Origin of the sequence: Streptomyces sp. NPDC017095 (assembly GCF_044332325.1) — a bacterium.
In the GTDB taxonomy this organism is placed as follows: domain Bacteria; phylum Actinomycetota; class Actinomycetes; order Streptomycetales; family Streptomycetaceae; genus Streptomyces.
Genome location: NZ_JBIROU010000017.1, coordinates 115,075 through 140,547 on the forward strand (window position 1 = coordinate 115,075; position 25,473 = coordinate 140,547).

The 25,473-nt window shown below is 71.4% G+C and carries 22 protein-coding genes and 2 pseudogenes; 15 read left to right on the forward strand and 9 right to left on the reverse strand.

From position 1 onward, the window contains the following. Positions 1-10: 10 nt before the first annotated feature. Entirely contained in the window at positions 11-460 is a 450-nt protein-coding gene (locus ACH4OA_RS28785) for a hypothetical protein (protein WP_397971977.1), read from the reverse strand. Positions 461-770: 310 nt separating this feature from the next. Further along, complete coding sequence (locus tag ACH4OA_RS28790; RefSeq protein ID WP_397971980.1) at positions 771-4,415, reverse strand: glycoside hydrolase family 3 C-terminal domain-containing protein; 3,645 nt, start codon at positions 4,413-4,415, stop codon at positions 771-773. Between the two features lie 608 nt (positions 4,416-5,023). On the opposite strand from ACH4OA_RS28790, the gene ACH4OA_RS28795 reads away from it, so the two are divergent. The 13 genes and pseudogenes from ACH4OA_RS28795 to ACH4OA_RS28855 all read left to right on the forward strand — a co-directional run bounded on the left by ACH4OA_RS28795 (position 5,024) and on the right by ACH4OA_RS28855 (position 16,848). After that, positions 5,024-5,716: a LamG-like jellyroll fold domain-containing protein gene (locus tag ACH4OA_RS28795; RefSeq protein ID WP_397971982.1), complete on the forward strand. Its 693-nt coding sequence runs from the start codon at positions 5,024-5,026 to the stop codon at positions 5,714-5,716. Positions 5,717-6,156: 440 nt separating this feature from the next. Continuing rightward, positions 6,157-7,173 (forward strand): zinc-dependent alcohol dehydrogenase family protein, encoded by a 1,017-nt coding sequence (locus tag ACH4OA_RS28800; protein WP_397971985.1) that lies wholly within the window; start codon positions 6,157-6,159, stop codon positions 7,171-7,173. Between the two features lie 71 nt (positions 7,174-7,244). Beyond that, positions 7,245-7,787, forward strand: a complete 543-nt coding sequence (locus ACH4OA_RS28805; protein ID WP_397971988.1) for a cyclophilin-like fold protein — start codon at positions 7,245-7,247, stop codon at positions 7,785-7,787. A gap of 120 nt (positions 7,788-7,907) precedes the next feature. Then, positions 7,908-8,489: pseudogene (locus tag ACH4OA_RS28810) on the forward strand (MFS transporter); the annotation flags it as partial. Positions 8,490-8,655: 166 nt separating this feature from the next. After that, complete coding sequence (locus tag ACH4OA_RS28815) at positions 8,656-9,084, forward strand: hypothetical protein (RefSeq protein ID WP_397971991.1); 429 nt, start codon at positions 8,656-8,658, stop codon at positions 9,082-9,084. Between the two features lie 45 nt (positions 9,085-9,129). Then, positions 9,130-9,897, forward strand: coding sequence for a glucose 1-dehydrogenase (locus ACH4OA_RS28820; RefSeq protein ID WP_397971994.1), 768 nt, complete (start codon positions 9,130-9,132; stop codon positions 9,895-9,897). Between the two features lie 79 nt (positions 9,898-9,976). Next, positions 9,977-10,300, forward strand: a complete 324-nt coding sequence (locus ACH4OA_RS28825) for a carboxymuconolactone decarboxylase family protein (protein WP_397971997.1) — start codon at positions 9,977-9,979, stop codon at positions 10,298-10,300. Between the two features lie 44 nt (positions 10,301-10,344). Beyond that, on the forward strand, positions 10,345-10,758 hold the full coding sequence (locus tag ACH4OA_RS28830; protein WP_365880640.1) for a cupin domain-containing protein: 414 nt from the start codon (positions 10,345-10,347) through the stop codon (positions 10,756-10,758). A gap of 608 nt (positions 10,759-11,366) precedes the next feature. Continuing rightward, complete coding sequence (locus ACH4OA_RS28835) at positions 11,367-12,464, forward strand: sugar ABC transporter substrate-binding protein (RefSeq protein WP_397940029.1); 1,098 nt, start codon at positions 11,367-11,369, stop codon at positions 12,462-12,464. A gap of 87 nt (positions 12,465-12,551) precedes the next feature. Then, entirely contained in the window at positions 12,552-13,331 is a 780-nt protein-coding gene (locus ACH4OA_RS28840) for an ATP-binding cassette domain-containing protein (protein WP_397948478.1), read from the forward strand. Then, positions 13,328-14,596 carry a sugar ABC transporter permease gene (locus ACH4OA_RS28845; RefSeq protein ID WP_397940032.1) on the forward strand — a complete coding sequence of 423 codons (1,269 nt, stop codon included), beginning with the start codon at positions 13,328-13,330 and terminating at the stop codon, positions 14,594-14,596. Before ACH4OA_RS28840 ends, ACH4OA_RS28845 begins: the two co-directional genes overlap by 4 nt. Positions 14,597-14,608: 12 nt before the next feature. Further along, positions 14,609-15,868 (forward strand): ROK family protein, encoded by a 1,260-nt coding sequence (locus ACH4OA_RS28850; RefSeq protein WP_397940034.1) that lies wholly within the window; start codon positions 14,609-14,611, stop codon positions 15,866-15,868. A gap of 251 nt (positions 15,869-16,119) precedes the next feature. Beyond that, entirely contained in the window at positions 16,120-16,848 is a 729-nt protein-coding gene (locus tag ACH4OA_RS28855; RefSeq protein WP_397972000.1) for a GAF domain-containing protein, read from the forward strand. Between the two features lie 28 nt (positions 16,849-16,876). Here ACH4OA_RS28855 and ACH4OA_RS28860 read toward each other — a convergent pair whose 3' ends face one another. Beyond that, positions 16,877-17,272: a winged helix-turn-helix transcriptional regulator gene (locus ACH4OA_RS28860; protein ID WP_397972003.1), complete on the reverse strand. Its 396-nt coding sequence runs from the start codon at positions 17,270-17,272 to the stop codon at positions 16,877-16,879. Positions 17,273-17,424: 152 nt separating this feature from the next. Here ACH4OA_RS28860 and ACH4OA_RS28865 point away from each other — a divergent pair, with 152 nt between their 5' ends. Continuing rightward, entirely contained in the window at positions 17,425-18,156 is a 732-nt protein-coding gene (locus ACH4OA_RS28865) for an alpha/beta fold hydrolase (RefSeq protein ID WP_397972005.1), read from the forward strand. 27 nt (positions 18,157-18,183) lie between these two features. Here ACH4OA_RS28865 and ACH4OA_RS28870 read toward each other — a convergent pair whose 3' ends face one another. The 6 genes and pseudogenes from ACH4OA_RS28870 to ACH4OA_RS28895 all read right to left on the reverse strand — a co-directional run bounded on the left by ACH4OA_RS28870 (position 18,184) and on the right by ACH4OA_RS28895 (position 23,917). Beyond that, positions 18,184-19,086, reverse strand: coding sequence for an SDR family NAD(P)-dependent oxidoreductase (locus tag ACH4OA_RS28870; RefSeq protein ID WP_397972008.1), 903 nt, complete (start codon positions 19,084-19,086; stop codon positions 18,184-18,186). A 74-nt stretch (positions 19,087-19,160) separates the two neighbouring features. Continuing rightward, on the reverse strand, positions 19,161-19,724 hold the full coding sequence (locus ACH4OA_RS28875) for a TetR/AcrR family transcriptional regulator (RefSeq protein ID WP_397972011.1): 564 nt from the start codon (positions 19,722-19,724) through the stop codon (positions 19,161-19,163). A 415-nt stretch (positions 19,725-20,139) separates the two neighbouring features. Next, positions 20,140-20,364 (reverse strand): annotated as a pseudogene (locus ACH4OA_RS28880) (LacI family transcriptional regulator); the annotation flags it as partial. A gap of 26 nt (positions 20,365-20,390) precedes the next feature. Continuing rightward, on the reverse strand, positions 20,391-21,698 hold the full coding sequence (locus tag ACH4OA_RS28885) for a cytochrome P450 (RefSeq protein ID WP_397972014.1): 1,308 nt from the start codon (positions 21,696-21,698) through the stop codon (positions 20,391-20,393). Between the two features lie 81 nt (positions 21,699-21,779). Next, the gene (locus tag ACH4OA_RS28890; RefSeq protein WP_397940045.1) at positions 21,780-21,962 is read right to left on the reverse strand and encodes a hypothetical protein; all 183 of its coding nucleotides are present in this window, start codon (positions 21,960-21,962) and stop codon (positions 21,780-21,782) included. Next, entirely contained in the window at positions 21,959-23,917 is a 1,959-nt protein-coding gene (locus tag ACH4OA_RS28895) for an alpha/beta hydrolase family protein (protein WP_397972016.1), read from the reverse strand. Before ACH4OA_RS28895 ends, ACH4OA_RS28890 begins: the two co-directional genes overlap by 4 nt. Before the next feature lie 231 nt (positions 23,918-24,148). On the opposite strand from ACH4OA_RS28895, the gene ACH4OA_RS28900 reads away from it, so the two are divergent. Next, on the forward strand, positions 24,149-25,426 hold the full coding sequence (locus tag ACH4OA_RS28900; RefSeq protein ID WP_397940049.1) for an MFS transporter: 1,278 nt from the start codon (positions 24,149-24,151) through the stop codon (positions 25,424-25,426). The last annotated feature ends 47 nt before the right edge of the window (positions 25,427-25,473 follow it).

Genomic DNA, 25,473 nt, shown 5'->3' on the forward strand with positions numbered 1-25,473 from the left:
GCGTGCGGTGTCATCCAGCCCGCCGCACCTCGTAGCCGTACCCCTTGTCGGGGTTGATGTCGAAGTAGAGCACCGGATGGTCACCACTCTTCGTCACCTGGAGCAGGGTGGATTCGGAGTCGTCACGGAAGGAACCTCCCGCCGAGAAGCGCAGCTCGATGCTGTCACTGCGCCCGGTGTTGCCCTCCAGCTCCCAGTCACCCCGCCCGGACAGTCGGCCTGTGCCGGTCGTGGGCTTGCCGAAGCCGAACTCGACGGCACTGCGCGGGATGCCCGACATCCGGAAGGTGCCGTCGTCGTGGAACTCGACGCGCCCGCCGTCAGAGCCCTGCCAGACCCCGGCGACTTGCCGCGCAGCGAGCTTGTCCCGGCCGCCGCCGGCACAGCTCCCCAGCAGGAGGGCCGCGCCCAGGACCGAGAGGACGACAGCGCCGATCGGGCCTCCACGAAACACCGTCATGTTCCGCCTACTTGGTCGTCTCAGGCCCGGTACCGGCGGCTCAGTGTATCCCCCTTGGTGTTAGGTGATGTCATACTCCAGCGCGTACGAACCGAGCAGGCCCAGGTCCTTGCGGGCTTCCTTGCCGATGGTCGGTTCGGCCAAGCCGGAGACGTACACGCCGGCGCTACGTGCAAGGCTGTTCAGCAGTCGGCCAGCCAGCCCGGACACCGCATGCCTCGCGATGGCACCGCCGTCGACCACGACCCGTGCCGCGAACTGTTTGGAGGGGCGCCGCTGGGTGCGGCGCCCCTCTGGGTGTCGTCGGCTGTCAGCCGATGGCGGTGGCGAAGATGTGCAGGGCCACCTGGCTCTTCGCCGCGTCCGGGCCGACGTTCGGCAGTGTCAGGTAGGCGACGGTCTTGCCGGCCTGGAGCGGGACGGTGGCCGCGTAGACGCTGACCTTCTGGTCGGCCTTTCCGCCACCGTTGTTGAAGTAGTCGGTGGTGGCGAGGATGTCGCTGCCGTCGACGGGGCTGTTGTTCCACCAGTCGGCCACGGCCAGGGTGTAGGGCTGGGTGGTGCCGTCGGTGTAGGTGACGAGACCGCTGCCGGAGGCGTTGCCGTAGGTGCCGGTGGCAAGGAAGCCCAGCTTGGCGCCGCTGCCGGTGTAGGGGACGGTCTGGCCGGCGGCGATGATGTTGTCGGGCTTGCCGGTGCCGGTGGTGGGCCAGGAGAAGGTCACACCGTCGTGCTCGACGGTTCCGCCGGGCGTGATGCCCTGCGCGGCGAGGGCCTGCTGGGACAGGCTCTGGCCGCCGCCGTCGAGGTCGCCGGCGCCGGGTGCGGCGTCGTCACTGATGCCGGTGTTGGTGACGATGTCGTTCAGGGAGGCGTAGGGGATGTTCAGTTGGGTGGCGACGTCGTCGCTGGCCTTGGCGCCCCGGTAGGTGGCGGAGGCGGCGAGGGCGTAGGGGCCGGGCTTGGCGCCGGCCGGCGGTGTGACGGTCCACGTGGTCTTCACCGAGGCGCCGGCGGGGATGTCGGCGAAGGTGGCCGGAGTGTCCGGCGTGGCGGTCCACCCGTCGGGCACGGACAGCGACACGGTGGCGTCGGCCAGGGGTACGGCGGCGGTGTTGGTGTAGGTGGTCGTCACCGTCGCGTTCGCGCCGGGCTTGAGGATCGGGTGGGTGCTGACGGCCAGGCTGTGGTGGACCCGGATCACGGCCGAGCCGGTGACCCCGCCGACGGTGGCGCTGATGGTGGCGGCGCCGTTGCCGACCGCGGTGACGACGCCCTGGGTGTTCACGGTCGCGACGGACGGGTCGCTGCTGCGGTAGGTCACCCTGGCCTTGGACAGGTCCAGGAAGGAGCCGTCGTCGTTGACCGCTTCGACGACGTGGTCGGCGGTGACGCCCAGGTTGCGGCCGGGCTGCCGGGCCCGGTCCGTGTCGTCCTTGATCCACCGGTTGCGGCCGGTGAGGTCGATGGTGTCGCCGGCGTCGTAGACCACGGCCTCGGGCTGCACGGTCACGTACTGCACGTGCGGGGTGAGGCTGCCGTGGACGGCCACCTTCGCCGATCCGGCGGTGGTGGACGCGTCGGGTCCGACCTGGAAGCGGTACCGGCCGGCGTAGACGACCTGCTTGGCCCGCTGCCCGTCGTGGAAGGCCAGGCCGGGCACGTGCACGCGGAGGGTGAGGTGCTGGGTGGCGCCGGGGGCCAGCGTCCTGGTCTTGGCGAAGCCGGCCAGGCGCTTCCGGGGCAGTTCGCGGCCCTTGACCTCGAAGTCGGTGGCGGCGTAGAGCTGGGCGACCGTGGTGCCCGCGACGGTGCCGGTGTTGGTGACGTCGAAGCCGACGTTCACGCTCCCGTCGGCGTTGACCGAGGAGCGGTCGGCGCGGATGTGGGAGTAGGCGAAGGTGGTGTAGCTCAGGCCGTAGCCGAAGGGGTAGGTCGGGGTGCCGGTGAAGTACCGGTAGGTGCGGCCCAGCCCGCCGGTGCCGCTGGGCGCCAGGTCGTAGTCCGAGATCGCGGGCAGCTGGGAGTCGTCCTTGTACCAGGTGAAGTTCAGGTGTCCGCCCGGGTTCTGCCTGCCGAAGAGCACGTCGGCCAGCGCGTCGCCCTGCGATTCGCCGTTGTAGCCGGCGAAGACGATCGAGGCGACCTTGGCGCGGTAGGACTCGATGGCCACCGGGCCGCCCGCCTGGATGTCCAGGACGGTCCTGGGGTTGCCCAGCGCGGTCACCTGGTCGATGAGGCTGCCGTAGTTGCCGGGCAGGGCCAGGCCGCTGCGGTCGTGGCCCTCGCCGGCGGTGGCGTCGTCGGTGCCCACCGCGATGATCACCAGGTCGGCGTCCTTGATGTCGGCCTGCGTCCGCTCGCTCAGCGTCGCCTCGCCGGTCGCGGTGGTGGACGTGCCGGCCGCGTCGTAGACGATGTCGGCGCCGGGGTTGGCCGCCTTGACCTGGGCGGTGATGCCCTGGACGGCGTCCACCTTCTTGGTGGGGTCACCGGAGTAGCCGCCGAGGGAGACCTTGCCCGCCTGGTCGCCGACGATGACGACCTTGCCCAGCTTCGCCGGATCGGCGGGCAGCAGCGGGGCCCCGGCCGTGCCGGCCTTGTGGTTCTGCAGCAGGACCAGGGAGTTGTCGGCGATCTTCCGTGCGAGTTCCTGGTGGGCCGGGGACTCGATCACGTCCTTCTTGATCTTCGTGTACGGCTGCTGGTCCACCGGGTCGAACTCGCCGGTCTCCATCCGTACGGTGAACAGGTGCACCAGCGCGTTGTCGATCACCCCCTCGCTGAGCACACCGGCCTTGATGGCCTGCTCCACATTGGCGGGCGTGGCCTCGTCACCCGTGCAGTTGACGTTGGTGCCGGCCCGGAGCGCGTACGCCTGGCCACCGGCCGCCCCGGACACCTTCTGCCCGGTCGCGCTGTTGGTCCAGGTCGCGTTGGTGCCCTTGCCGTCGGTGGTCCAGCCGGGCGGCGCCCAGTTGTGCCCGCCGGGGAAGTCCTTGTACGTGGTGCCCACCGCACCGCAGTCGGAGGTGATGTACCCGCCGAAGCCGTAGGTGCGCTGCGCGATCTGGTTCGTCGTGTACGTGTTCGCCGCCGACGGGGTGCCGTTGATCGCGTTGTACGAGGTCATCAGGCCCGCGACGTGCGCCTTCTCGATCAGGCTCCTGAACTGCGCGGTGTAGTAGTCGTACAGGTCGTCGTCGCCGACATCGGAGCTGATGCCGGTGCGGTCCTGCTCGACGTCGTTGAGCGCGTAGTGCTTCGCCGTCGCTGCGACCTTCAGGTACTTGCCCTGCCGGCTGCCGTCGGGGTTCTGGCCCTGGTAGCCGTTGACGAACGCACCGGCCATCTGGCCCACGAAGTAGGGGTCTTCACCGAACGCCTCGTCGTTGCGGCCCCACCGCGGGTCCCGGCTGAGGTTCACCGTCGGGGCCCAGTAGGTGAGCATGCCGTAGTCGTCCTTCGACGGCCCGAGGTTGTTCTGTCCGGTCCCCCACAGCGACTTGTCCAGCAGTCCCCGGGCCTCGTCGGAGACCGCCGTGGTCTCCTGGTAGACCAGGTCCTTGTCCCAGGACATCGACGCCGCGAAGTTCGTCGGGAAACTCGTGGCGTGCACTCCGCCCCCGACCGAACCCGGATTGTTGTTCGCGAACAGGGTGTTGATGCCGTGCTGTCCCTCGCTCCAGTACGTGTACTGCTGCACGCCCAGGCGCGGGAGGGCGGGGGCGCTGTTCGTGCGGAGCTGCAGCGCCTTCTCGTCCAGCGTCATCCGTGACACCAGGTCCGCCGCGCGTTCCTGGAAGGAGTAGTGCGTGTCCAGGTAGATCGGCACCGTCGCCCGCACCGCGGCCGCCCGGCTCGCCTGGGCCGTGGCGGCGGCGGTGCCCACCAGGGCCAGGGAGCACACGGTCGCCATGACCGCGTGTCTCGCAGGTGTGTTCTTCCAGTACATCGGGTCTCCTTGCGCAGTGTGCGGATCGGATGGGGCGGGGCGCGGCGCGGCGCGGATGGTGGCAGCAGTACGCCGGCTCGCGGACCCGCAGCCGGTCGTGCGCCGGTCACGGGGACCGCTCCGGCCGGGGCCGGACGCGGGTCCGTTGCCGGCCGCGAGATGGTGGCAACGGAATGGGGTGACCGAGGGGGCGGTTGCAGGGAAGTCCGGGGAATCGGGCTTCAGTTGAACGTTGTGTGCGGCAACATACGCTGCCGCCGAGGATCGCACCAGACCCCGTGCCGACATGACTGCGTAACCGCAGGATCGACGAAGGGTGACAGCCCTGCACCGGGCGTGGCGCTCCGCCTCCCGGGAGTTCCGCGCACCCGTCGGCAACCGCCGAGGTGCGCGCCGGCGACCGGGCCGAGCGGGGCTGTTGCGGGCGCGCCACCACGCGGCGGGCAGGCCCCGGACCCCGTACATCGTGTCATCCGCAGCACCTTGAAGCGCGATCCGGTGGATGTCAGCGTTCGCGCATCGCACGATCACGAATCCGCGTCGTTCCACGTCTGGCGGGACCCGTCCCGACGGCGTATGTTGCCGCACAAAACCTTTACATCGCACTGATGGGCCGATCCGCCCGCCCCTTCCCGTCTGATGCCGCTGGCGACTCGCCCACCAGGGGCTACGCCGGTCCGCCCGGCAACGGCTACCGGAACTCGCTGCGCAGCGAACCGGTGGCGGAGGGGCACGGCCTGGACTTTGCGGGTTCGGTCTACCCCTCGTTGCGCCTCCGGCCGCACGGGCCGGACGCCGCTGACCGGCTTGGGCACCAGTCCCTCGGCTGCCGCGGCGACGCCCGTCGCCGCGGCCCGGACGCTGGACGAAGCAGCGGCACGACCGCGGCGGACTCCTCCGGCAACGCGCCGGACGCCATCCTGGGAGCCGGGGCGGCCTGGACGACAGGACAGGTCGGCGAGCACGTTCTCCACCTGGACGGCACGGGGAACGGCAACGCCGACATCCCCGCGCCGGTCGTGGACACCTCGCGGAGCTTCACGGTCTCCGCCTGGGTCAAGCTGGACTCGGCCGACGGGTACCAGACAGCCGTCAGCATCGACGGCGACCAGCTCAGCGGGTTCTACTTGCAACTGAGCGGATCCACCGGCGCGTTCTCCTTCACCCGGCGGGCAGCCGACAGCACGTCCGCGGCCGAGGCACGGGCCGACTCCCCCGTGCGGCCGACGGCCGGCACCTGGTACCACCTGGTGGGCGTGGACGACGCCACCACCGGAAACCCCATCCTCAGCCTCGGCTGACACGGCCCGGTCCCCCCGCACTCACGCAGGGGCGGCCCACTGCCCTGGGCCGCCCCTGCGCCCGGACAGGCTGCTCCAGGCTCCAGCTGCCGGAGCACTGGCGCCGCGCGCCCTCGCAGCGGTGCCTTTCCCGACGAGGCCGGTGCCGTCGAGGCTGAGGCTCCCGCCGTCCTTGTCGCGGGGTCGCGGCCGGTTCCGGTGCGCCGGACCGCGGCCGGAGGGATGTACTGCCGGTACACCCCTTGACGGTGACTCGCTCCGCGCGTCGGGAGGAGGTTACCTGGATGACGTGGGGCTTTCCGCCCGGCCGTCGAGCGGGCCGGCGGACAGTCCGCACCCGGCCGACGACGACAGCCAGTCCCCCGCGGCCGGTCCGTCCCGCACCCGGCGACTGCCGGTACGCCGTACCGCATCGCCTCGGCACGCAAAGGAACCCCCTCATGCGCGGCGCAGTGATCCACGCCCCCCGTGACGTCCGCTTCGAGAACCTGGACGACCCGAAGATCCTCCACCCCACCGACGCGATCATCCGCACGGCCGTCACCTGCGTGTGCGGCTCGGACCTGTGGCCCTGGCGCGGCCTGGAGCCGATCGGCGGGGCCCATCCGATGGGGCACGAGTACGTCGGCTTCGTCGAAGAGGTGGGAGCGGAGGTCACCTCCGTCAGGCCGGGCCAGTTCGTCGTCGGCTCGTTCGCCACCTCCGACAACACCTGCGCGAACTGCCAGAACGGCTTCCAGTCGAACTGCCTGCGGCGCGAGTTCATGAGCACCTGCCAGGCCGAGTACGTGCGCATCCCCCAGGCCCAGGGCACCCTGGTCGCCACGGACGAGGTGCCGGGCGAGGAGTTCTGGCCCGGTCTGCTGGCCGTCTCCGACGTGATGGGCACCGGCTGGTGGGCCGCCGACGCCGCCGAGGTGCGGCCGGGCTCCACCGCCGTGGTCGTCGGCGACGGAGCGGTCGGTCTGTGCGCCGTGATAGCGGCGAAGGAGCAGGGCGCGGAACGGATCATCGTCATGAGCCGCCATGAGACCCGCCAGCGGCTCGCCCGGGAATTCGGCGCCACCGACATCGTCACCGAACGCGGTGACGAGGGCGTCGCCCGGATCAAGGACCTCACCGGCGGGATCGGCGCCGACTCCGTCCTGGAGTGCGTCGGCACCGCCCAGGCCATGCGGCAGGCGCTGCACTCCGCGCGGCCCGGCGGCAACGTCGGCTTCGTCGGCGTACCCCACGAGGTGGCCGTGGACGGCCAGGAACTCTTCTTCTCCCACGTCGGCCTGCGCGGCGGCCCCGCCCCTGTGCGCCGCTACCTGCCCGACCTCGTCGAGCGCGTCCTGACCGGCCGCATCGACCCGGGCAAGGTCTTCGATCTCGTCCTGCCCCTGGAGCAGGTCGCCGAGGGCTACCGGGCCATGGACGAGCGCCGTGCCGTCAAGGCGCTCCTCAAGCCCTGACCCACCCGGCCCGGCACCGGTTTCCGGCACTCCGCCGGTCCCTGCCCCCTGCCCACTCCCGGACGCCGCCCATGCACCCGACCACCCGCCGTGTCCTGGCCGGCACCCTTCCGGCGGCCGCGTTCCTGTTCGCGGTGACCGCCTGTGCCGACGGTTCCCCTGCGGGCCCCCGTCCCGCCGGGCCCGGCGCGACGGCGCCCGCAGGAGGGCGCGAGCCGTCGGTCTCCGCCCCGCCCAGTGCCCCGCCCGAGAAGGACCCCGCCATGCACATCCGGCTCACCCTCGACGATCATCCGGTCGAGGCCACCCTGCACGACAGCCGCACCGCGCGTGACTTCGCCGCATTGCTGCCGCTGACCGTGACCATGAGGGACTTCCACCGGACCGAGCGGATCGGTGACCCGCCGCGCGCGCTGGACACCTCCGGCGCCCCGGACGCCGTCACACCGAAGGCCGGTGACCTGGCCTATTACGCGCCCTGGGGCAACCTCGCCTTCTTCTACCGCGACGGCGAGCACTCACCCGGCCTGGTCCTCCTCGGTCGCCTCGACAGCAGTGCCGACCTCGTCCGGCTGGCCAGGGCCACCTCGGTCCGCGTCGAAGCCGCGACCTGATCCTCCGCGTCCTTTTGCACCCACCCCAGGAAGAGAACCACCCGTATGCCCTCCGCAGCCCGGACCGTCACCGGTCAGCTGCCCTTCGTCGTCTGGGTGCTGGCCGCCGGCACCTTCCTGATGGGCACCACCGAGTTCGTCATCGCCGGACTGCTCCCGGAGATCTCGAACGACCTCTCCGTCAGCGTGTCCCAGGCGGGCCTGCTGATCACCGCGTTCGCGATCGGCATGATCACCGGGGGACCGGTCATGGCCATGGCCACCCTGCGCCTGCCCCGGCGGCAGACCCTGGTTGCCGCGCTGGCCGTGTTCGCCCTCGGCCATGCCGTCGCGGCCCTCACCCCCTCCTTCACGGTCCTGCTGGCCGCCCGGTTCGTCACCGCACTGGCCACCGGGGCGTTCTGGGCGGTCGGGTTCGTCGTCGCCACCTCCGCCGCGGGCCCCGGCAGGTCCACCCGGGCCGTCAGCGTCATGATGGGCGGCCTCACCCTGGCCAACGTCGTCGGCGTCCCGATCGGCTCCTTCGCGGGCCGGTTCACCGGCTGGCGCGGACCCTTCTGGGCGCTGGCCGTACTCGCCGCCCTGGCGGCAGCACTCGTCGGCCGCTTCATCCCGGCCGCCACCCAGCGGGCCGACGTGTCGGTCCGCGCCGAGATCCGGGCCCTGCGTCAGGGCCGGCTGTGGCTGGCGCTCGCCGCCGCCGTGCTGATCATGGGCGGCGTCCTGGCGGCCTACACCTACATCACGCCGCTCCTGAACCGGCCGCGCGGGCATCGCGGCGGGCGCCGTGCCGCTGGTGCTGGTCGCGTTCGGGGCCGGGGCCCTGGGCGGCAACACCCTCGGCGGGCGCCTGGGAGAACGCCGTCCCATGGCTACGACGCTCACCGCCGCCGCGGCGACCGCAGTGACCCTGCTGCTGCTCATCCCGCTGTCGGACAACCCGGTGACGGCCGTCGTCCTGGTGTTCCTCATGGCGCTGACCGGGTTCACCGTCAACCCCGTCGTCACCTCCCTCGCCGTCCGCTTCGCCGGCGACGCCCCGACCCTCACCTCGGCGCTGACCACCTCGGCCTACAACACCGGCATCGCCGCCGGTTCCGCCGTCGCCGGCCGGGCCCTGGATTCCAGGCTCGGTCTCACGGGGCCCGTCCTCGTCGGCGCGGTCTCCGCGGCCCTCACCCTGCTTCCCCTCATCGCGCTCACCCTCCGCGCACCCTCCCGCACCCCGGGCATCAGCGCCGCGCACACCACCCCGGTTCCGGCACGCGACGACGCCGTCCCGTCGCCCCGGCACTGACCGGCGCCCCCTCGTCCACTCACCCCTCGGCACAGGAGACCGCTCATGAACCCCACCTACGACTTCACCGGCCAGGTCGCCTTCGTCACCGGTGCTTCCTCCGGCATGGGCCTGGCCACCGCCCGCGCCTTCGCCACCGCGGGTGCCGCCGTCGCCCTCGCCGACATCGACGAAGCCGCCGTGCACCAGGCCGCCCGAGAACTCACCGACGCCGGACACCGAGCCCTCGCCCTGGTCTGCGACGTCACCGACGAGCAGCAGGTCGCCGCCGCCGTCGATCGCACCGTCGACACCTTCGGCCGCCTCGACATGGCCTACAACAACGCCGGCATCCAGGTCCCGCCCACCGACGCCGCCGAGGAAAGCGCCGACCAGTTCGACCGCGTCAACGCCGTCAACCTGCGCGGAGTGTGGGCCTGCATGAAGCACGAGCTGCGCCACATGCGCGTCCAGGGCAGCGGCGCCGTCGTCAACTGCTCGTCCCTCGGCGGGCTCGTCGGCCTTCCCGGCCGCGCCTCCTACCACGCCACCAAGCACGGGGTCATCGGCCTGACCACCAGCGCCGCCCTCGAATACGCCCCGCGCGGCATCCGCGTCAATGCCGTCTGCCCCGGCACCATCGACACGCCGATGGTCAGCGACATGATCGCCAAGGGAGAGCTCGACCGCGCAGCCGCCCAGGCGAGCCAGCCCATCAACCGCCTCGGCACCGCCGACGAGGTCGCCCAGGCCGTCCTGTGGCTGTGCAGCCCCGGCGCCGGCTTCGTCGTCGGAGTGGCCCTGCCCGTCGACGGCGGCTACGTCGCCCAGTAGCCCGACCCCGAGATCAGAAACCGGCTGACGCCCGAACGCCCGTACGCCCGTACGCCCGTACGAGAAATGGAGAGACCCCATGCCCCAGCAGTCCGCTCCCGAGGAGCTGAAGACGATCGCTCCCAAGCTGGTCGAGGTGACCAACGACGTCCTCTTCGGCGATGTCTGGGAACGCCCCGGCCTGTCACCGCGGGACCGGAGCCTGGTCACGGTGAGCGCGCTGGCCGCGCTCTACCGCGGTGAGCAGCTGGCCTACCACCTCGGCGTCGCCCTGGACAACGGCCTCACCCTGGAGGAGCTGTCCGAAGCGCTCACCCACCTGGCCTTCTATGCGGGCTGGCCCAACGCCATGACCGCCGTCAGCCAGCTGAAGAAGATCGCCGAAGAGCGCGGCTCCGTCTGATCGCCGAATCCCCCCTTTTCCACACCAGCGAGGAACACATCATCATGGAACACATCACGTCCACGCCGACGGTCAAGGCCCCGGCCGAGCGGTTCACCGGCGACGTCTACCTCAACATGATCGAAGCCCCGGCCGAGCCCGCCCGGCTGGCCGCCGCCCTGGTCCGCTTCACGCCGGGCGCCCGCACCAACTGGCACTCCCACGCCAACGGTCAGACCCTCTACATCACCGACGGCGTCGGCTTGGTCGGCACCCGTGACGGCAACGTCGTGCGCGTGAGCGCCGGCGAGACCGTGAAGTGTCCGGCCGGGGAAGAGCACTGGCACGGCGCCACCGACTCCCACCTCATGGCGCACATCGCCATGGTCGTCGGTGACACGGGCGGCGACGGCACCACCTGGCTGGAGCCGGTCGCCGACGACCAGTACGCGCAGGCACTCACCGCGCTCGACGGCTGACCCGCACGCTCGCACGTACGAACTCTCCGCCGCGTCGCCGGGTGAGAGATCACGCCGACCCTCCCGTTGGCCGACCGCGCACCGGCCGACGGGAGGGTCGGCATGCGCAGTTGAAACCGCTGCCCCGGCGCCGTCCTCGACGGCGCCGGGGCAGCGGCCGTATGCGCGGCAGCCGGGGCGCCGGCGGCATGTCGGCCGGCCGAGGACGACGGTGGCCATTCCTCGCCCGCCCCAGCGAGATTGTTGCAGCGTGCGACAAAGCCGTCGGGAGGCGTACGCCGATGACTCGAGAGTTCCGCTGGAACCCGGGGATTGCGGGTTGAGCGGGAACACCCCTCCCCGACACCCCCAAGTAGCACTCGCGCAGAGGACGTTGCCGACAGGAAGCCCCACCCCTCCGGCGCTCCGCTCCCCACCCCTACGGGGTGACCGGATCGTTACGTTGCCGCCTGTCCGAAGTCTGGCGTGACCGTCCTTCGCGACGTAAGTTTTCGCCCACAACTTTCACGGAGACCGCTCGGTGCCGACACCGGGTGCGCATCCCGCCTCCACCGCCCCCGCACGTCCGGCTCAGCCCCGGGCACGCCCCATCCCGAAAGGACCCTGCCATGCGCAAGGGATCCCTCCTCGTCGCTGCCTCCGCGTCCGCGGTCATGCTCACCGCGCTCACCGCCTGCGGAAACTCCTCCGCCAGTGCCGGGTCCGACGGGACCGACGCCAAGCCGAAGATCGGCGTCATCCTCCCCGACAGCAAGTCGTCCGTCCGCTGGGAGACCGCAGACCGGACGTACCTCGGTGCGGCGTTCAAGGCGGCCGGGGTGGACTACGACATCCAGAACGCCGAGGGGGACAAGCAGGCGTTCCAGACCATCGCCGACCAGATGATCACCAACGGCGTGAACGTGCTGATCATCGTGAACCTCGACAGCGGCACCGGCAAGGCAGTCCTCGACAAGGCCAAGTCGCAGGGTGTGGCCACCATCGACTACGACCGGCTCACGCTGGGCGGCTCCGCCCAGTACTACGTCAGCTTCGACAACTCCGGCGTCGGCAAGCTACAGGGCCAGGGCCTCGTGAAGTGCCTGAGCGACCAGAAGACGGCGAAGCCCGTCGTGGCCGAACTCAACGGCTCGCCGACGGACAACAACGCCACGCTCTTCGCCAACGGCTACAACAGCGTCCTCGACCCCAAGTACGCCTCGGGCGAGTTCGTCAAGGGACCGAACCAGTCCGTGCCCGACTGGGACAGCGGCCAGGCCGGGACCATCTTCGAGCAGATGTACACGAGCCGGCCCGACATCGACGGTGTCCTCGCGGCCAACGACGGCCTCGCCAACGCCGCCATCGCCGTCCTGCGCAAGAACCACCGCAACGGGCGCGTGCCCGTCACCGGCCAGGACGCCACCGTGCAGGGCCTGCAGAACGTCCTCGCCGGCGAGCAGTGCATGACCGTCTACAAGGCCGTCAAGAAGGAGGCCGACGCGGCGGCCTCCCTCGCGATCGACCTCGCCCACGGCAAGAAGGGCAAGACCAACGCCCGCGTGCACGACCCGGACGGCAACCGCGACGTGGCGGCACAGCTCCTGACGCCGGTGGCCATCTTCAAGAACAACGTCAAGGACGTCGTCGACGACGGCTACGTCGACAAGGCCGAGCTGTGCACGGGCAAGTACGCGGCCCTGTGCGCCAAGGCCGGCATCAAGTAGCCCGTCGCCTCCGACCGCGTCCCGCGGGTCCCGGGCCTGCCGCGACACGGGACCCGCTCACGCTCAGCCCTATCAGGAGTGTCCCCCATGACATCGAGTCCGATTCTCGAACTGCGCGGAATCGACAAGAGTTTCGGTCCGGTCCAGGTACTGCACGACGTCGCCCTCAGCGCGTACCCCGGAGAGGTCACCGCCCTCGTCGGCGACAACGGCGCCGGCAAATCGACCCTCGTCAAGTGCATCGGCGGAATCCACCCCATCGACGGCGGGGAGTACCTGTTCGACGGGAACCCGGTCCAGGTCCGCAACCCGCGCGACGCCGCGGCGCTCGGCGTGGAGATCGTCTACCAGGACCTCGCGCTGTGCGACAACCTCGACATCGTGCAGAACATGTTCCTGGGGCGCGAGAAGCGCCGCGGTCTGGTCCTCGACGACTCGACCATGGAGCAGATGGCCGCCGCGACACTGAAGGGGCTGTCCGTCCGCACGGTCAAGTCGCTGCGTCAGAAGGTCTCCAGCCTCTCCGGGGGCCAGCGCCAGACCGTCGCCATCGCCAAGGCCGTGCTGTGGAACAGCAAGCTGGTCATCCTCGACGAGCCCACCGCCGCCCTCGGCGTCGCCCAGACCGCACAGGTGCTGGAACTGGTGCGCCGGCTGGCCGACAAGGGCCTGGCCGTCGTGCTCATCTCGCACAACATGAACGACGTCTTCGCGGTGTCCGACCGCATAGCCGCCCTGTACCTCGGGCGCATGGCGGCCCAGGTGAAGACCTCGGACGTCACCCACGCGCAAGTCGTCGAACTGATCACCTCGGGCCGCAGCGGCGACCTCGGCCTGACCACTTCCGCCAAGGGAGCCGCAGTATGAGCGCCGCCGTCACACCCCAGAAGCAGAACCAGTCCGGCACCGCCGCCCCCGCACAGCCCGCCGCACTCAGCCTGCGCGACGTCGGCCGCGGCTACCTGGAGCGGCTGCGCGGCGGCGAACTCGGCGCCCTGCCCGCCGTGGGCGGCCTGGTCGTCCTGTGCGCCTTCTTCTCCATCCTGCGCCCGGTCTTCCTGTCGAACCTGAACTTCGCCAATCTCCTGACGCAGAGCGCGGGCAGCATCGCCATCGCCATGGGACTCGTGTTCGTCCTCCTCCTCGGCGAGATCGACCTGTCCGCCGGTTACGCCAGCGGCGTCTGCGCCGCCGTACTGGCCATCCTGCTGACCAACCAGGGATGGCCCTGGTACGGCGCGGTGGCCGCCGCCATGCTGACCGGCGTCGCCATCGGATTCCTCATCGGCGGCCTGGTGGCCAAGGTCGGCATCCCCTCGTTCGTCGTCACCCTGGCCGCGTTCCTCGGCTTCCAGGGCGTGGTGCTCATCCTGCTCAAGGAAGGCACCAACATCTCGATCAAGGACCCCACGGTCCTCGCCATCGCCAACAAGAACCTGAGCCCCCTCTTCGGCTGGGCCCTGCTGGCCGGGTGCGTCCTCGTCTACGCCGGCGTACAGCTCCGCCGCGGCCGGGACCGCCGCAAGCGGGGTCTGCAGGGCGTGCCCCCGGTGCTTCTCGCCGTGCGGATCGGAGGGATCGCCGTACTCGGCGGGCTGGCCGTGTTCCTGCTCAACCAGGAACGCAGCCGCAACGTCGTCGTGGACTCGCTCAAGGGCGTGCCGATCGTCGTGCCGGTCATCAGCGCCCTCGTCCTGCTCGGCACGCTCGTCCTCCAGCGCACCGGGTTCGGCCTGCACATCTACGCCGTCGGCGGCAGCCCGGAAGCGGCCCGGCGCGCCGGGATCAACGTCGCGTTCATCCGCATCGCCGCCTTCGTCATCTGCTCCGCCATGGCGGCCGTCGGCGGCATCATCGCCGCTTCCCGAGGGAACTCCGTCGACCCCAACACCGGCGGCAGCAACGTCCTGCTGCTCGCTGTCGGCAGCGCCGTCATCGGGGGTACGAGCCTCTTCGGCGGCCGGGGACGCGTCGTGGACGCCGTCCTGGGCGGCCTGGTCGTCGCCGTGATCCAGAACGGCATGGGCCTGATGGGTTACTCCTCGGGCGTCAAGTACGCTGTCACGGGATCGGTGCTGCTGGTGGCCGCCGGTGTGGACGCACTGTCCCGCCGCCGTTCGGTTCGACATTGAGGTTGTCTCGCGATGAAAGCTGGCCCATCCCAGGAAGAGATCCGCCAGCACAACCTCGGCACCCTGCTGCGCCACGTCCATCTCGACGGGCCCACCTCGCGAGCCGTCCTCACCGCCCGGATGGGTCTGAACCGCAGCACCATCCTCGGCCTGGTCAGTGACCTGTCGGCAGCCGGCCTCGTGCGTGAGGAGCTGCCGCAGGACACCGGCCGGGCCGGGCGTCCCTCGCTGGTGGTGCGCCCGGAGCCCACGTGCGCGCACGTGCTGGCCTTCGACGTCGGCGTGGAGCGTCTGGCGGCCGCCCTCATCGGGCTCGGTGGGGTGTTCCTGGACAGGCGGGAATGCTCCTGGCCGCAGGGACACCCGCAGAACCCCGCGGAGGTCGCGGACATACTCGCCGACTACGCCGAGCAGATGCTCGCCTCGGCGCGTGAGGGCAGCTCGTGCGTCGGCGCGGCCGTGGCGGTGCGCGGCATCGTCCGCCACCCCGACGGACTGGTCACCCTCACGCCCAACATGGGCTGGAAGGACGTCGACTTCGCCGCAGAGCTGGAGGCCAGGCTGCGCCTGCCCCTCCCGGTCCTCGTCGCGAACGAGGCCAACCTCGGTGCCCTCGCCGAACACAGGCGCGGCGCCGGCAGCGGCAGCCGGAACCTCATCTACCTCCACGGTGAGATCGGCATCGGCGCAGGGATCGTCGTCGAGGGTGAACTCCTGCGCGGTGAACGCGGCTACGCCGGCGAGGTCGGCCACATCACGGTCAATCCGCGCGAAGGACGGCGGTGCGGCTGTGGAGCCTACGGCTGTCTGGAGGCCGAGGCGGGCGAGCGGACCCTGTTGGAAGCCGCGGGCCGCGACAGCCGTGTCGCCGGCACCGACGCGGTGCGGGCCGTGGTCACGGCCGCCGAGCGGGGTGATGTCAGCGCACGTGCGGCGCTGCACCTCATCGGAGACTGGCTCGGCATCGGCGTCTCCACCCTCGCCAACCTCTTCAATCCGGACGTGATCGTCTTCGGCGGCACCCTCCGCGACGTCTTCCTCGCCTCCGCCGCGCAGGTACGCAGCCGCGTCAACACCAGCGCTCTCCTTGCCTGCCGGGAGGACCTGCGCCTGCGCGTCAGCGAACTCGGCGGCGACGCCATCCTGGTCGGCGCCGCCGAACTCGCCTTCTCCGAGGTGCTGTCCCGGCCGCTGGAGACACTGGCACGCGTCACCGCTCAGCCTCCCACCGGCGCCGAAGCACGGGACCCGGGGCTCGCGAGCAGACCGTGAACAGTCCGACGCGCGGTGTGCCCGTACCCGGCCGGCGACCGCTGCGGTGGATGCGCCGGGCGCGCACAGCCCGGACCGGGTCACGGCTTTTGTGTGGACGCGAGCAGACCGGGTAGTCCGCCCCGCATGGCACTACGTCAGTCACTCGGCACTTCTCGTCAGCCGCGCCGTCCGATGCCGTCCGGTGCGTACCGTGGGCGTGTCCCGGAACACGGCCACGCCGCTTCCCCACCGGCGCGGCGGGCTGCCTCGTGACCGCGGACGCCCGCAGCGCGGCGCGGCTCGTCGCCTCCGCCGCGCGAGGCGGTGCCCTGCACGAGATCCCGCGCCGGGTGTGCGCGGCGGTCCGCGACGGGCTGGAGGTGGACGGCGCGACGGTGTCGCTGTTGACCGACACACCTTCCCGTCAGCTGCTCGCCGCGTCGGACGATGCCGCGCTGTGCCTGGAGGAGATCCAGTTCACCGTGCTGGAGGGCCCCTGTATCAACGCCGCGCGCACCGGTGAGCCCGTGGCGGTGGACGACCTCGCGGGCGAACCGACGCCCTGGCCGCTGTTCGGGGCCACCATGGGCGAGAAACTGCCGCAGGTGCGATCGGTGTACGCGCTGCCCCTCTTCTTCGGCGACTACGTCCTGGGATCGATCGACCTGCTGGGGCTACGGCCCCGCGCGTTGGACGAGGAGGGCCTGGAGCGGGCGTCCCACGTGGCCGATGCCGTGACAGCCGCGCTCCTGCCGGTACGGGAAGTGATCATCACCGGGTCCCGGCCGCCCGCCTGGGACCCGGAGCCGGTCGTTCGTGCCCACTGGTTCGACACCGCACGTGCGGTCGTGGCGCTGGCCGCGCGCCGGCAGTCGAGCCACGGGGACGCGCTGGCCGTCATGCGGGCCGAAGCCTTCCGCACCGGCCAGACGCTCGCGGACATCACCGCGGACATCCTGCGCGACCCGCCAGACGCGCCCGGCGCGGACGTGCTCTGAGCGTACGTCCGGCGTCTGAGCTGCGGGGTCAGGCGGGCGAGGTGTCGGGGCGGGCGTCGTACACGGCGCGGGCGGCGTCGATGTGCGTCAGGTGCGCGATGCTCCACTCCAACAGGGGCGCGGTGGCTTCGCGGAGGGTTCTGCCCATCGGAGTGAGTTCGTAACTGACGTGCGGCGGCATGACGTTGCGGACGGTCCGGGTGAGGATTCCGTCGCGTTCCAGGCTGCGCAGGGTGACGGTGAGCATGCGCTGGCTGATCCCGTCGACGGCCCGCTTGAGTTCGGTGAAGCGGCGCGGTCCCTGGCTGAGGTGGCGCACGACCAGCAGCGACCACTTGTCGCCGACGATGCCGAGCACCTCACGGGCCTTGCACGGGTCCTCGGACCGTGCCGGCCGCGACTCCCCGCCCACTGTGCCGCCCATGGTTACCTCCAGAGAACCGGGGCACCGAAATGTGCCTTATTGATCAAGGTGCGGCAGGTGCAGCACGATGATTTCGGTTCCCGAAGAGTACCGAGGCGCAAACAGGAACCACCATGCTCGCGCGCCCCCACGCCCTGAAGAGGAAAAACCTCATGTCGACTTTTCTGCTGGTACACGGCGCCTGGCACAGCGGCCGGTGCTGGGAGCGGGTGGTTCCGCTGCTGGAATCGGCCGGACACCGCGTGTTCGCGCCCTCGCTGACCGGCTACGGCGACAAGGCACATCTGCTCGGTCCCGAGGTGGGGCTCGACACGCATGTCGCGGACGTCGTCCGGCTGATCCACGAGAAGAACCTGACCGAGGTGGTGCTCGTGGGCCACAGCTACGCGGGGCTGGTCGTCTCGTCCGTGGCCAACGAGGTACCGGAGCGGATCGCGCACCTGGTGTACCTCGACGCGATGGTCCCGGAGCACGGCGAGACCGCCGTCGACGTGCAGCCCATGACCCAGAACCTGATCGATCTCGCCGCCAAGTCCGACGACGGCTGGCGCATTCCGCCGCTGCCCGAACTTCCGCCGCCCTTCGGCCTGTTCGGCGTCACCGACCCGGCGGACGTCGCATGGCTGCGTGCGACGCTCTCCGACCATCCGGTGCGCTCCCTGCAGCAACCGGTCCGGCTGGACAACCCTGCCGTGGGCTCCATTCCGCGCACGCACATCCACTGCGTCGGCGCGCAGCCGGAAGGCATCGTGCGGCGGCCCGTCCCCGCCACACAGCCCAACGGCTCCCCGGCACGGATACGGGAACTGCCGACCGGGCACGACTGCATGATCACCATGCCGGCGGAACTGAGCGAACTGCTGCTTGAACCCACGCTCCGGTAGCGTCAGGAGGCGGCCCCGACTCCTTCCTCAGCCGTGCACTGTCCCCAGCAGCGCCCGGGTCTCGGCGACTACCCGCGCGTTGAACGCGGGGTCGTGTACCTGCGCGGAACCCCGCATGGGACGCCCTTTCTCGTCGTAGTAGACGCCGCTGGTGTCCGATTCGTCGGTGAGTATCCGGGTGATCACGCGAGCGGCGGTGCCCGGGTTGGTCCAGTACTTGATGAGCGGGGCCAGTGACGAGAGCACGTACTTCGACAGCAGCCGCAGGAACAGGCCGGCGTCACGGCCGAGATTCGTGCCGGGGGCGAAGCCGGGCTCGATGGCGTTGAACCGCAGCCGGGGTGTCTCGCGGGCGAAGGCGAGCACCGTTGCCAGGTTGCACTGCTTGGACGTGGCGTAGGCGTCTCCGCCGGGCAGTTTCGAGCCGCCGGGATGCCACTCGCCACGGGTGCTCGCCTCGGCGGAGATGTACCGGCCGCCGCGGAAACCGGACATGGTGGCGGGCTTGCGCTCCGGATCCTCGACGGCCGAGACGATGAACACCACTTGTGCGCCGTCTTCGAGGTGGGGCACGAGTGTCTCGGTGAACGCGAAAGGCCCGATGTGGTTGGTCGCGTAGGCGATGTCCCAGCCGAGAGCGTTCGTGCCGGGGCGGGCGGGGAAGATGCCGGCGTTGTTGAGCACGCCGGTGATCGGGAAGCCGAGTTCGATGATCTGAGCGGCGGCGCGTCGCACGCTCGTCAGGTCCGAGAGGTCGCAGAGGACGGACAGGGCCTTTCCGCCTCGGCCTTCGATGCTCCTGCGGACGCCGTCCAGCTTGGCGGCGTCGCGTCCGACCAGCACGACGGTGCCGTGCTTGGCCAGTTCGAGGGCGGTGCGGCGGCCGAAGCCGGAGGTGGGGCCGGTGATGACGTAGTGCTTGTCGGGCATGACGCTCCTTGGTTATCTGACTAGTCAGTCATCAACGGGCGTGCGTGAGTGCCGGGAAGTGGAGCCGGGGCGGGTCAGCCGATCATGCGCCAGAGTGCGTCGAAGCCGGACTGCTTGTGCTCGTCGGCGCGGTCCGGGTCGCCGATGATGTAGTCGATGGTTGCCTCGGCCAAGGCGTTGCTCAACGTGAACACCAAAGCCGCCGGGACATCGCGCATCGGGCCGTTCGCCCGGCTGCGCTCCAGGATCTCTCCGATGCCTGCCATGGTCCGGTTCGCGGACTCGTGGGTGGACTCCGTGATCTCGTCGGAGACCTGGAGCTGCGCGAGAGTGCGGCGCTTCAGGGGATTGGCCGTTGCCCAGTCCGTCCATCGCGACCACACGTGCAGCAGCTGGGTGCGCGCGTCGGCTGCGGGCAGGCCGCCGGATGCGACTGCCCCCATCTCACCCTTCAGCTCCAGGTAGAGCTGGTTCAGCAGATCCGCTTTGGTGCTGAAGTAGGTGAACAGCGACCCGTTCGAGACGCCGGCCTCCTTCGCGATCGTCGCCGTCGCCGCGCCCAGTCCCTGAGCAGCGATGATCCGCGTGGCCGCGGCCATGATCGCCGCGCGCTTGTCGTCGCTCCTCGGTCTGGGCATGAGGACAGCATGTAGGAGAGTGTTCAGTCAGTCAAGTGTGCGCAGTGTGGCGTAGGCCGGGGAATCGGGGCGCAGGTCCAGCTGGCCGGTCTCCGGGTGGAAGGCGACGGCAGCCACGTGGTCGGGCGGTGGCGGCCGCGATGTCGGGCCAGCGGTCCAGTACGGTGCCGCCGGCGGCCGGGACGTCCCAGGCCCGATCGGCCATCAGGCCCTGGAGCACGGCGGCGAACCCGGCCGGCTCTCGGCCGTTGCGCTGCACGACACGGGTCCGGCGGCGGCGCGGGGCGCGAGCCTCGCTCTCGCCCCGCTTCCTGGCGGCTTCGCGGGCCTGGTGCAGCGCGACCCGGGCGAGGTCGACGCCGGACAGCTCCGGGCCGTCTCCGGCGGGCTGCCACGAACCGCTGATCGACGGTGTTCCCCTCGCACCGCCCGCGTTGTCCGCGTCGACGTAGGTGACCTGCTCCTCCTCCGAGCGGCGGCCGAGCAGCACCGTGGGCAGCCCGGCGTCGGCGAGCATGTCGGGCAGCGGGTCCTCGGCGTGCACGGACATCAGCAGCACCCCGTCGACCCGGCCGCCGCGCGCGTACTCGACGAACCTGGTCCGCTCGGCGTCCGAGCGGACCAGGGTGAGCAGCAGCTGTGAGGGCGGCAGGGTCGGGGCGGGGGTCAGCGGCGCAGGGTGAGGGGCAGCGACTCCAGGCCGCGCAGCATCATCGTGTTGCGCCAGCGCAGGTCGCGCTCCTGGCAGGCCAGGGTCGTTCCGGGGAAGCGGGCGAGGAGCGCGGTGAGCGCGATCTCGGTCTCCAGCTTGCCGAGCAGAGCCCCGAGGCAGCGGTGGATGCCACCGCCGAAGGCGAGATGGCCGGCGTCCCTGCGGTCGAGGATGAGACGGTCGGGGTCCTGGAAGCGCGCCGGGTCGCGGTTGGCCGCGCCGAGGGACAGCAGCACGAACTCGTCCTGCGGGATCTCCACCCCGCCGACGTCCACCGGCTCGGTGGTGAAGCGGGTGGTGGCCATACAGATGGGAGAGTCGTAGCGCAGGAACTCCTCGACGGCCCCGGGCATCCGGGTGGGATCGGCGCGCAGCCAGGCGGCCTGGCCGGGATCGCGCAGCAGCGCGAGGCAGGAGGTGCCCAGCAGGTTCACGGTGGTCTCATGCCCGCCGATCAGCAGCAGGGCGACCATGCCCACGATCTCGTCGTCCGTCAGCTCTCCGCGCTCGCGGGCCGCCAGCAGCTCGGTGAGCAGATCGTCGGGACGGTCATTGCGGCGGATACGCCGGTCGGCGATGGCCAGGACGTACGAGCCCATCTCCTGGACGGCTCGCCGGAACGCCGCGTGGTCGCCCTCCTGGGTGACGATGGCGGTCGACCACTTCCGGTAGAGGTCGCGGTCCTCGGGCGGGAAGCCGAGCAGTTCGCAGACGACGAGGATCGGCAGCGGGAAGGCGAAGTCACGTATCAGGTCCACCGTGGCGTTGGTGGTGCCGGTCGTGTGGCGCGCGGCTGCCGCGTCCAGCCCGTCGAGGAGTTCGAGGGTGATGCGCTCGACCATCGGCCGCATCGCCTCGACCCGCTTGCGGCTGAACGCTGCCTGGACCACGCGGCGCAGGCGGGTGTGGTCGGGCGGATCGCTGCTGAGCATATGGGTGATCTCGGTGCCCAGGTTGACGCCCTCGACCCGGCTGTCGGCCAGGGCCTGGGCGCGCCGCACATCCTGCGCGAAGCGGCGGTCGAAGAGCGCGGCCCGGACATCGGCGTAGCGCGGGATGATCCACAGCCGCAGGCCGCCGTCGCTGTGCAGCACGGAGACCGGGGCCGATTGCCGCATCCTGGCCAGGGTCGGGTACGGGTCGCTGAGGAACGTCGGCGGGTTCTGGCGCGGTTCCGTCGTCTCGGGCTTGTCCGGCCGGTGCTTCTCCGGCCGGGGACTGTTCGTCCGGGGTGCTGCCGTCGCTGCCGTAGCTGTGGTCATGCTGTTTTCCTGTCCTCACCGGTACGGCCGGCGCCGCGGCGGGGTGCCGGGCGTGGCACCCCGCTACGGCGCTGCTTGGGCTCACTGCAGCGGCGACTTCTCCTCCGTGTTCTTCTTCGTGCCGGTGGTGCAGGACCGCGCCGGGCCGTTCGGCCGGACCGGGACCGCCTTGTCCAGGGCGGCCTGGGTGTGCGGCGGAATGATGATCCCGCGCTCCCGCTCGGTGGCGCTGATGGGGTCGACGCGCAGTCCGTGACGCTTCATGGGGTTGACCTTTCTTCGGTGTGGTGGACGGGGTGGTGCGAGCCGGTCCGCCCGCTGTTGCGGCGGTCGGCGGTTCTGGGGGAGGCGCGCAGCGTGTCGTCGGCGTAGCGCACCATGGCGGCCCAGGCGGCGGCGTGTCCGGCTGGATCACGGCCCACGTCGTGTCCGCCGCCGAGCCACCGGACGCGATGCGGGACGTCGCGGCGCCGCAGCGCGGCGAGATAGCGCTCGATCTGTTCCGGAGGGCACTTCTCGTCGTCCGCCGAGGCGGCGAGGAAGAGCGGGCCGCGTACGCGGCCCACATAGGTCATCGGGCAGGCCGCGCGATAGCGGTGTGGCACCTGCTCGGGGGTGCCGCCGAAGAGGCGGTCGTCGACCTCCCGCAGCGCCGGCGTCGTCGCCTGGTACGCCGCCGTGTAGTCGGCCACCGGGGCGACGGCCAGCCCCACGTCCCACAGCCGGGGCTGGACGCCCATCGCCAGCAGCGTCAGATAGCCGCCCCAGGAGTAGCCGCACAGGCCGGTACGGCCCGGCTCCGAGACTCCCGCGTCGATGAGGTGGCCGCGCACCGCGGCGAGGTCTTCGAGCTGGGCGAGGCCGACCCGGTGGCCGAAGTCGTCCCGCCAGCGGGGGCCGTAGCCCGTCGAGCCGCGGTAGTTGGTGCGCACCACGGCGAATCCGGCCCGGACCAGGGCCTCGGTCCGGGCGTCATAGGCGTCCCGGTCGTGGGTGTGGGGCCCGCCGTGGACGAGGAAGACCGTCGGCCAGGGGCGGTGGCCCGCCCTGCGGCCGGGCGGGGTGGCCACAAAGCTGTGGATCTGCCCGTACGGCCGACGTGTCCACAGCTCGCGGCGCCTGGATCCGGTCGTTCCGCCGGGCGCCGTGCCGCGTGACGCCGTCGTGGAGCGGCCGGAGTGACCGGAGCGGTCGGAGCGGTCGGGACGTTCCGGGGGTTCCGGGTGCTCCGCACTTTCCGAACTTTCCGGGCTCTCCTGGCTTTCCGGGTGGCAGATCAGTGGCCGGGGCGGTTCGCCGTCGCGGCTCCACAGGCAGTGGACCGTGCGGTCGGGTGCGCAGGAGAAGTCGATGATCGTACCCTCGGGCGTGGGAAGCACCGTCGTCGTACCGCGGTCGAGGTCGGCGCGGAGCAGGCGGCTGCGTCCCGCCCGGTCCTGCTGGACCAGCGCCGTGCGGCCGGGCCCGTACCAGCAGGCGGTGATCTCCGTATCGAAGTCGAGGGCGGAGCCGGGACCGTGCGTACGGATCCCCTCGCCCTGCCGCCAGAAGGCCAGGGTGTAGCGGCCCGCGCGTTCGAGGACGAGCAGCAGTTCCGGTCGTGCGGTGGTGAGGTCCGGGCGGAAGCCCAGCGCCCACACCGCGCCGCCGTCGCCGTCCCCCGCTGCGCCGGGGATGGCGTCCACGAGGACGCCGGAGGCCGGTGACCACAGCCGGACCGCGGCCGGTCCGGCCGGGCACCCCGCGGTGGCCAGCAGCCGGCCGCCGGGGGCCAGGCCTACCACTGCCGCATAGCCGGGCTCCTCGGCCACCAGGCGGGCGCGCTCGCCCGGCCGGCCGAGGTAGTACCGCGAGCGGTCCGCGACCCCGACGCCGACGGCGGCGAGGCCACTGCGGGGGTCGAAGGCCAGGCCGTGCATCCGCCCGGCGGGTACGCCGTCGAGCGCCGGGCGCGGGTGGCCGCCCTCGAACGGCCCGCGCAGCCAGCGGCCTTGACCGCCGGGAGCGGCGTCGAACCACCACAGGCCGTGGCCGTCCGGCTCGATGGCGGCGGTCTCCACACCCAGCGGTGCGGTGGTCGCCTGGCGGCGCCGACCCGTCGTCAGATCCCAGGCCACGATCTGCGGGAGACCGTCCACATACCGGGTCTCGACCGCTCGCCGTCCGTCGCGGGCGGCGAAGGACGGGACGTGCACCGCCGTTCCGATACCGCCGCTCATCGCCGTCCCTCCCTTCGTTGGTGTCCGCATCCGCCGCCGGTGGCCTTGGCTGTGGTGGGCTCCGACGGCCATCACACTGCCGGACTGGCGGGCTGCGTGGCAGGGAAGAAAGCGCAGCGGCACCGGCAGTGAGCTGCTGCCGGTCCTTCCCTGGCACCGGACGGTGGGTGGGCGACAGGGTGCGGGAGCGACCACATGGCCCTGACCCACCAAGGAGAAAGGGGCGACCCGATGACGATCGCGGAGACCCGGCCCGGCGCAGCCCCCGTCCCACCCGGCGCAGCGCCGAACGGCACACCGGGTGGCAGGCCGAGCCGTGCGCTGACGGCGGTCTATGTCGCGGGCGCCGTAACGGCGTTGGGCACCCAGATGACCATGCTCGCGCTGCCCTGGCTGGTGCTGGAGACCACCGGCTCGGCCACCCGGGCGGGCCTGGTCTTCGCGGCCCAGGTGCTGCCCATGGCGCTGCTCGGCTTCGCGGGCGGAGAGGTCATCCAGCGCCTGGGCGCCCGCCGGACCATGGTCGTCTCCGATCTCGCCCGCGCTCCGGTGGTGGCGCTGATCCCGCTGCTGCAGACCCTGGGCGCGCTCAACCTGGCCGTCCTCGTGGCGATCGTCGCGGCGCTCGGGGCGCTGGCCGTTCCGTACCACGCGGCACAGCGGGTGCTGGCGATGGAACTGCTGAGCCCGCACGCCCGCTCTCTGGCCCGCGCCAACAGCGCGCTGGCAGGTGTGCAGAACGGCTCGGCGTTCGCCGGACCGGCGCTCGCGGGCGCGCTGATCCCGCTGGTGGGGACCACATCGGTGGTGTGGCTGGACGCGGCCACGTTCGCCTTCTCCGGGTTGCTGCTGCTGCGCCGCGTCCCGGCAGGGGGTGGCGGGGCCGCAGGGTCCGCGGCCGGGCCCCGCGGCCTGTGGGCGGGGGTGCGGCATCTGTGCGGCGACTGGTTCCTGAGCCGGGCGATGCTGTCCACCGTGGTGTTCGGGCTGATGCTGCGGAGCCTGATGATCACCATGCCGGTGCTGGCGTTCGCCCGGTTCGGGGGGGACGCCAGGGTCGGCGGCCTGCTGATCGCCGCCGATGGCGCCGGTGGCGTGGTGGGCTCGGTGGCCGCCTATGTGCTGGCGGCACGCATCGCCCCCGTACGACTCGCCTGTACGGCTCTGGTCTGCGTCGCTCTGCCCCTGTGGACGCTCCTGGTGCCCGTGCCGGCCGGTGTGCTCGTCGTCGCCGTCGGCCTGTCATCGGCCGCCGCGCCCCTGGCGAACGCGCCGCTGATGGGCCTGCTCTCCGCCCGGCTGCCGGACGGCTTCGGGCCCAAGGTGTTGCAGGCCGTGGTCACGATCAGCACCCTGGCCGGGCCGCTGGGCTTCCTGGCCGCGGGCGTTGTCCTGGACCGGGCCGGTGTCGCGGCGACCCTGTGGGGCGTCGCCGCGCTCGCGACGTTCGGCAGCGGCAATCTGATCCTGGCCCTGCGCCGCCTCCAGGCCACCGGGGACCTGGACTGACACTGACCCGGTCCTCCGAGAAGACCCCGGTGGACCCGAGCTGGGCA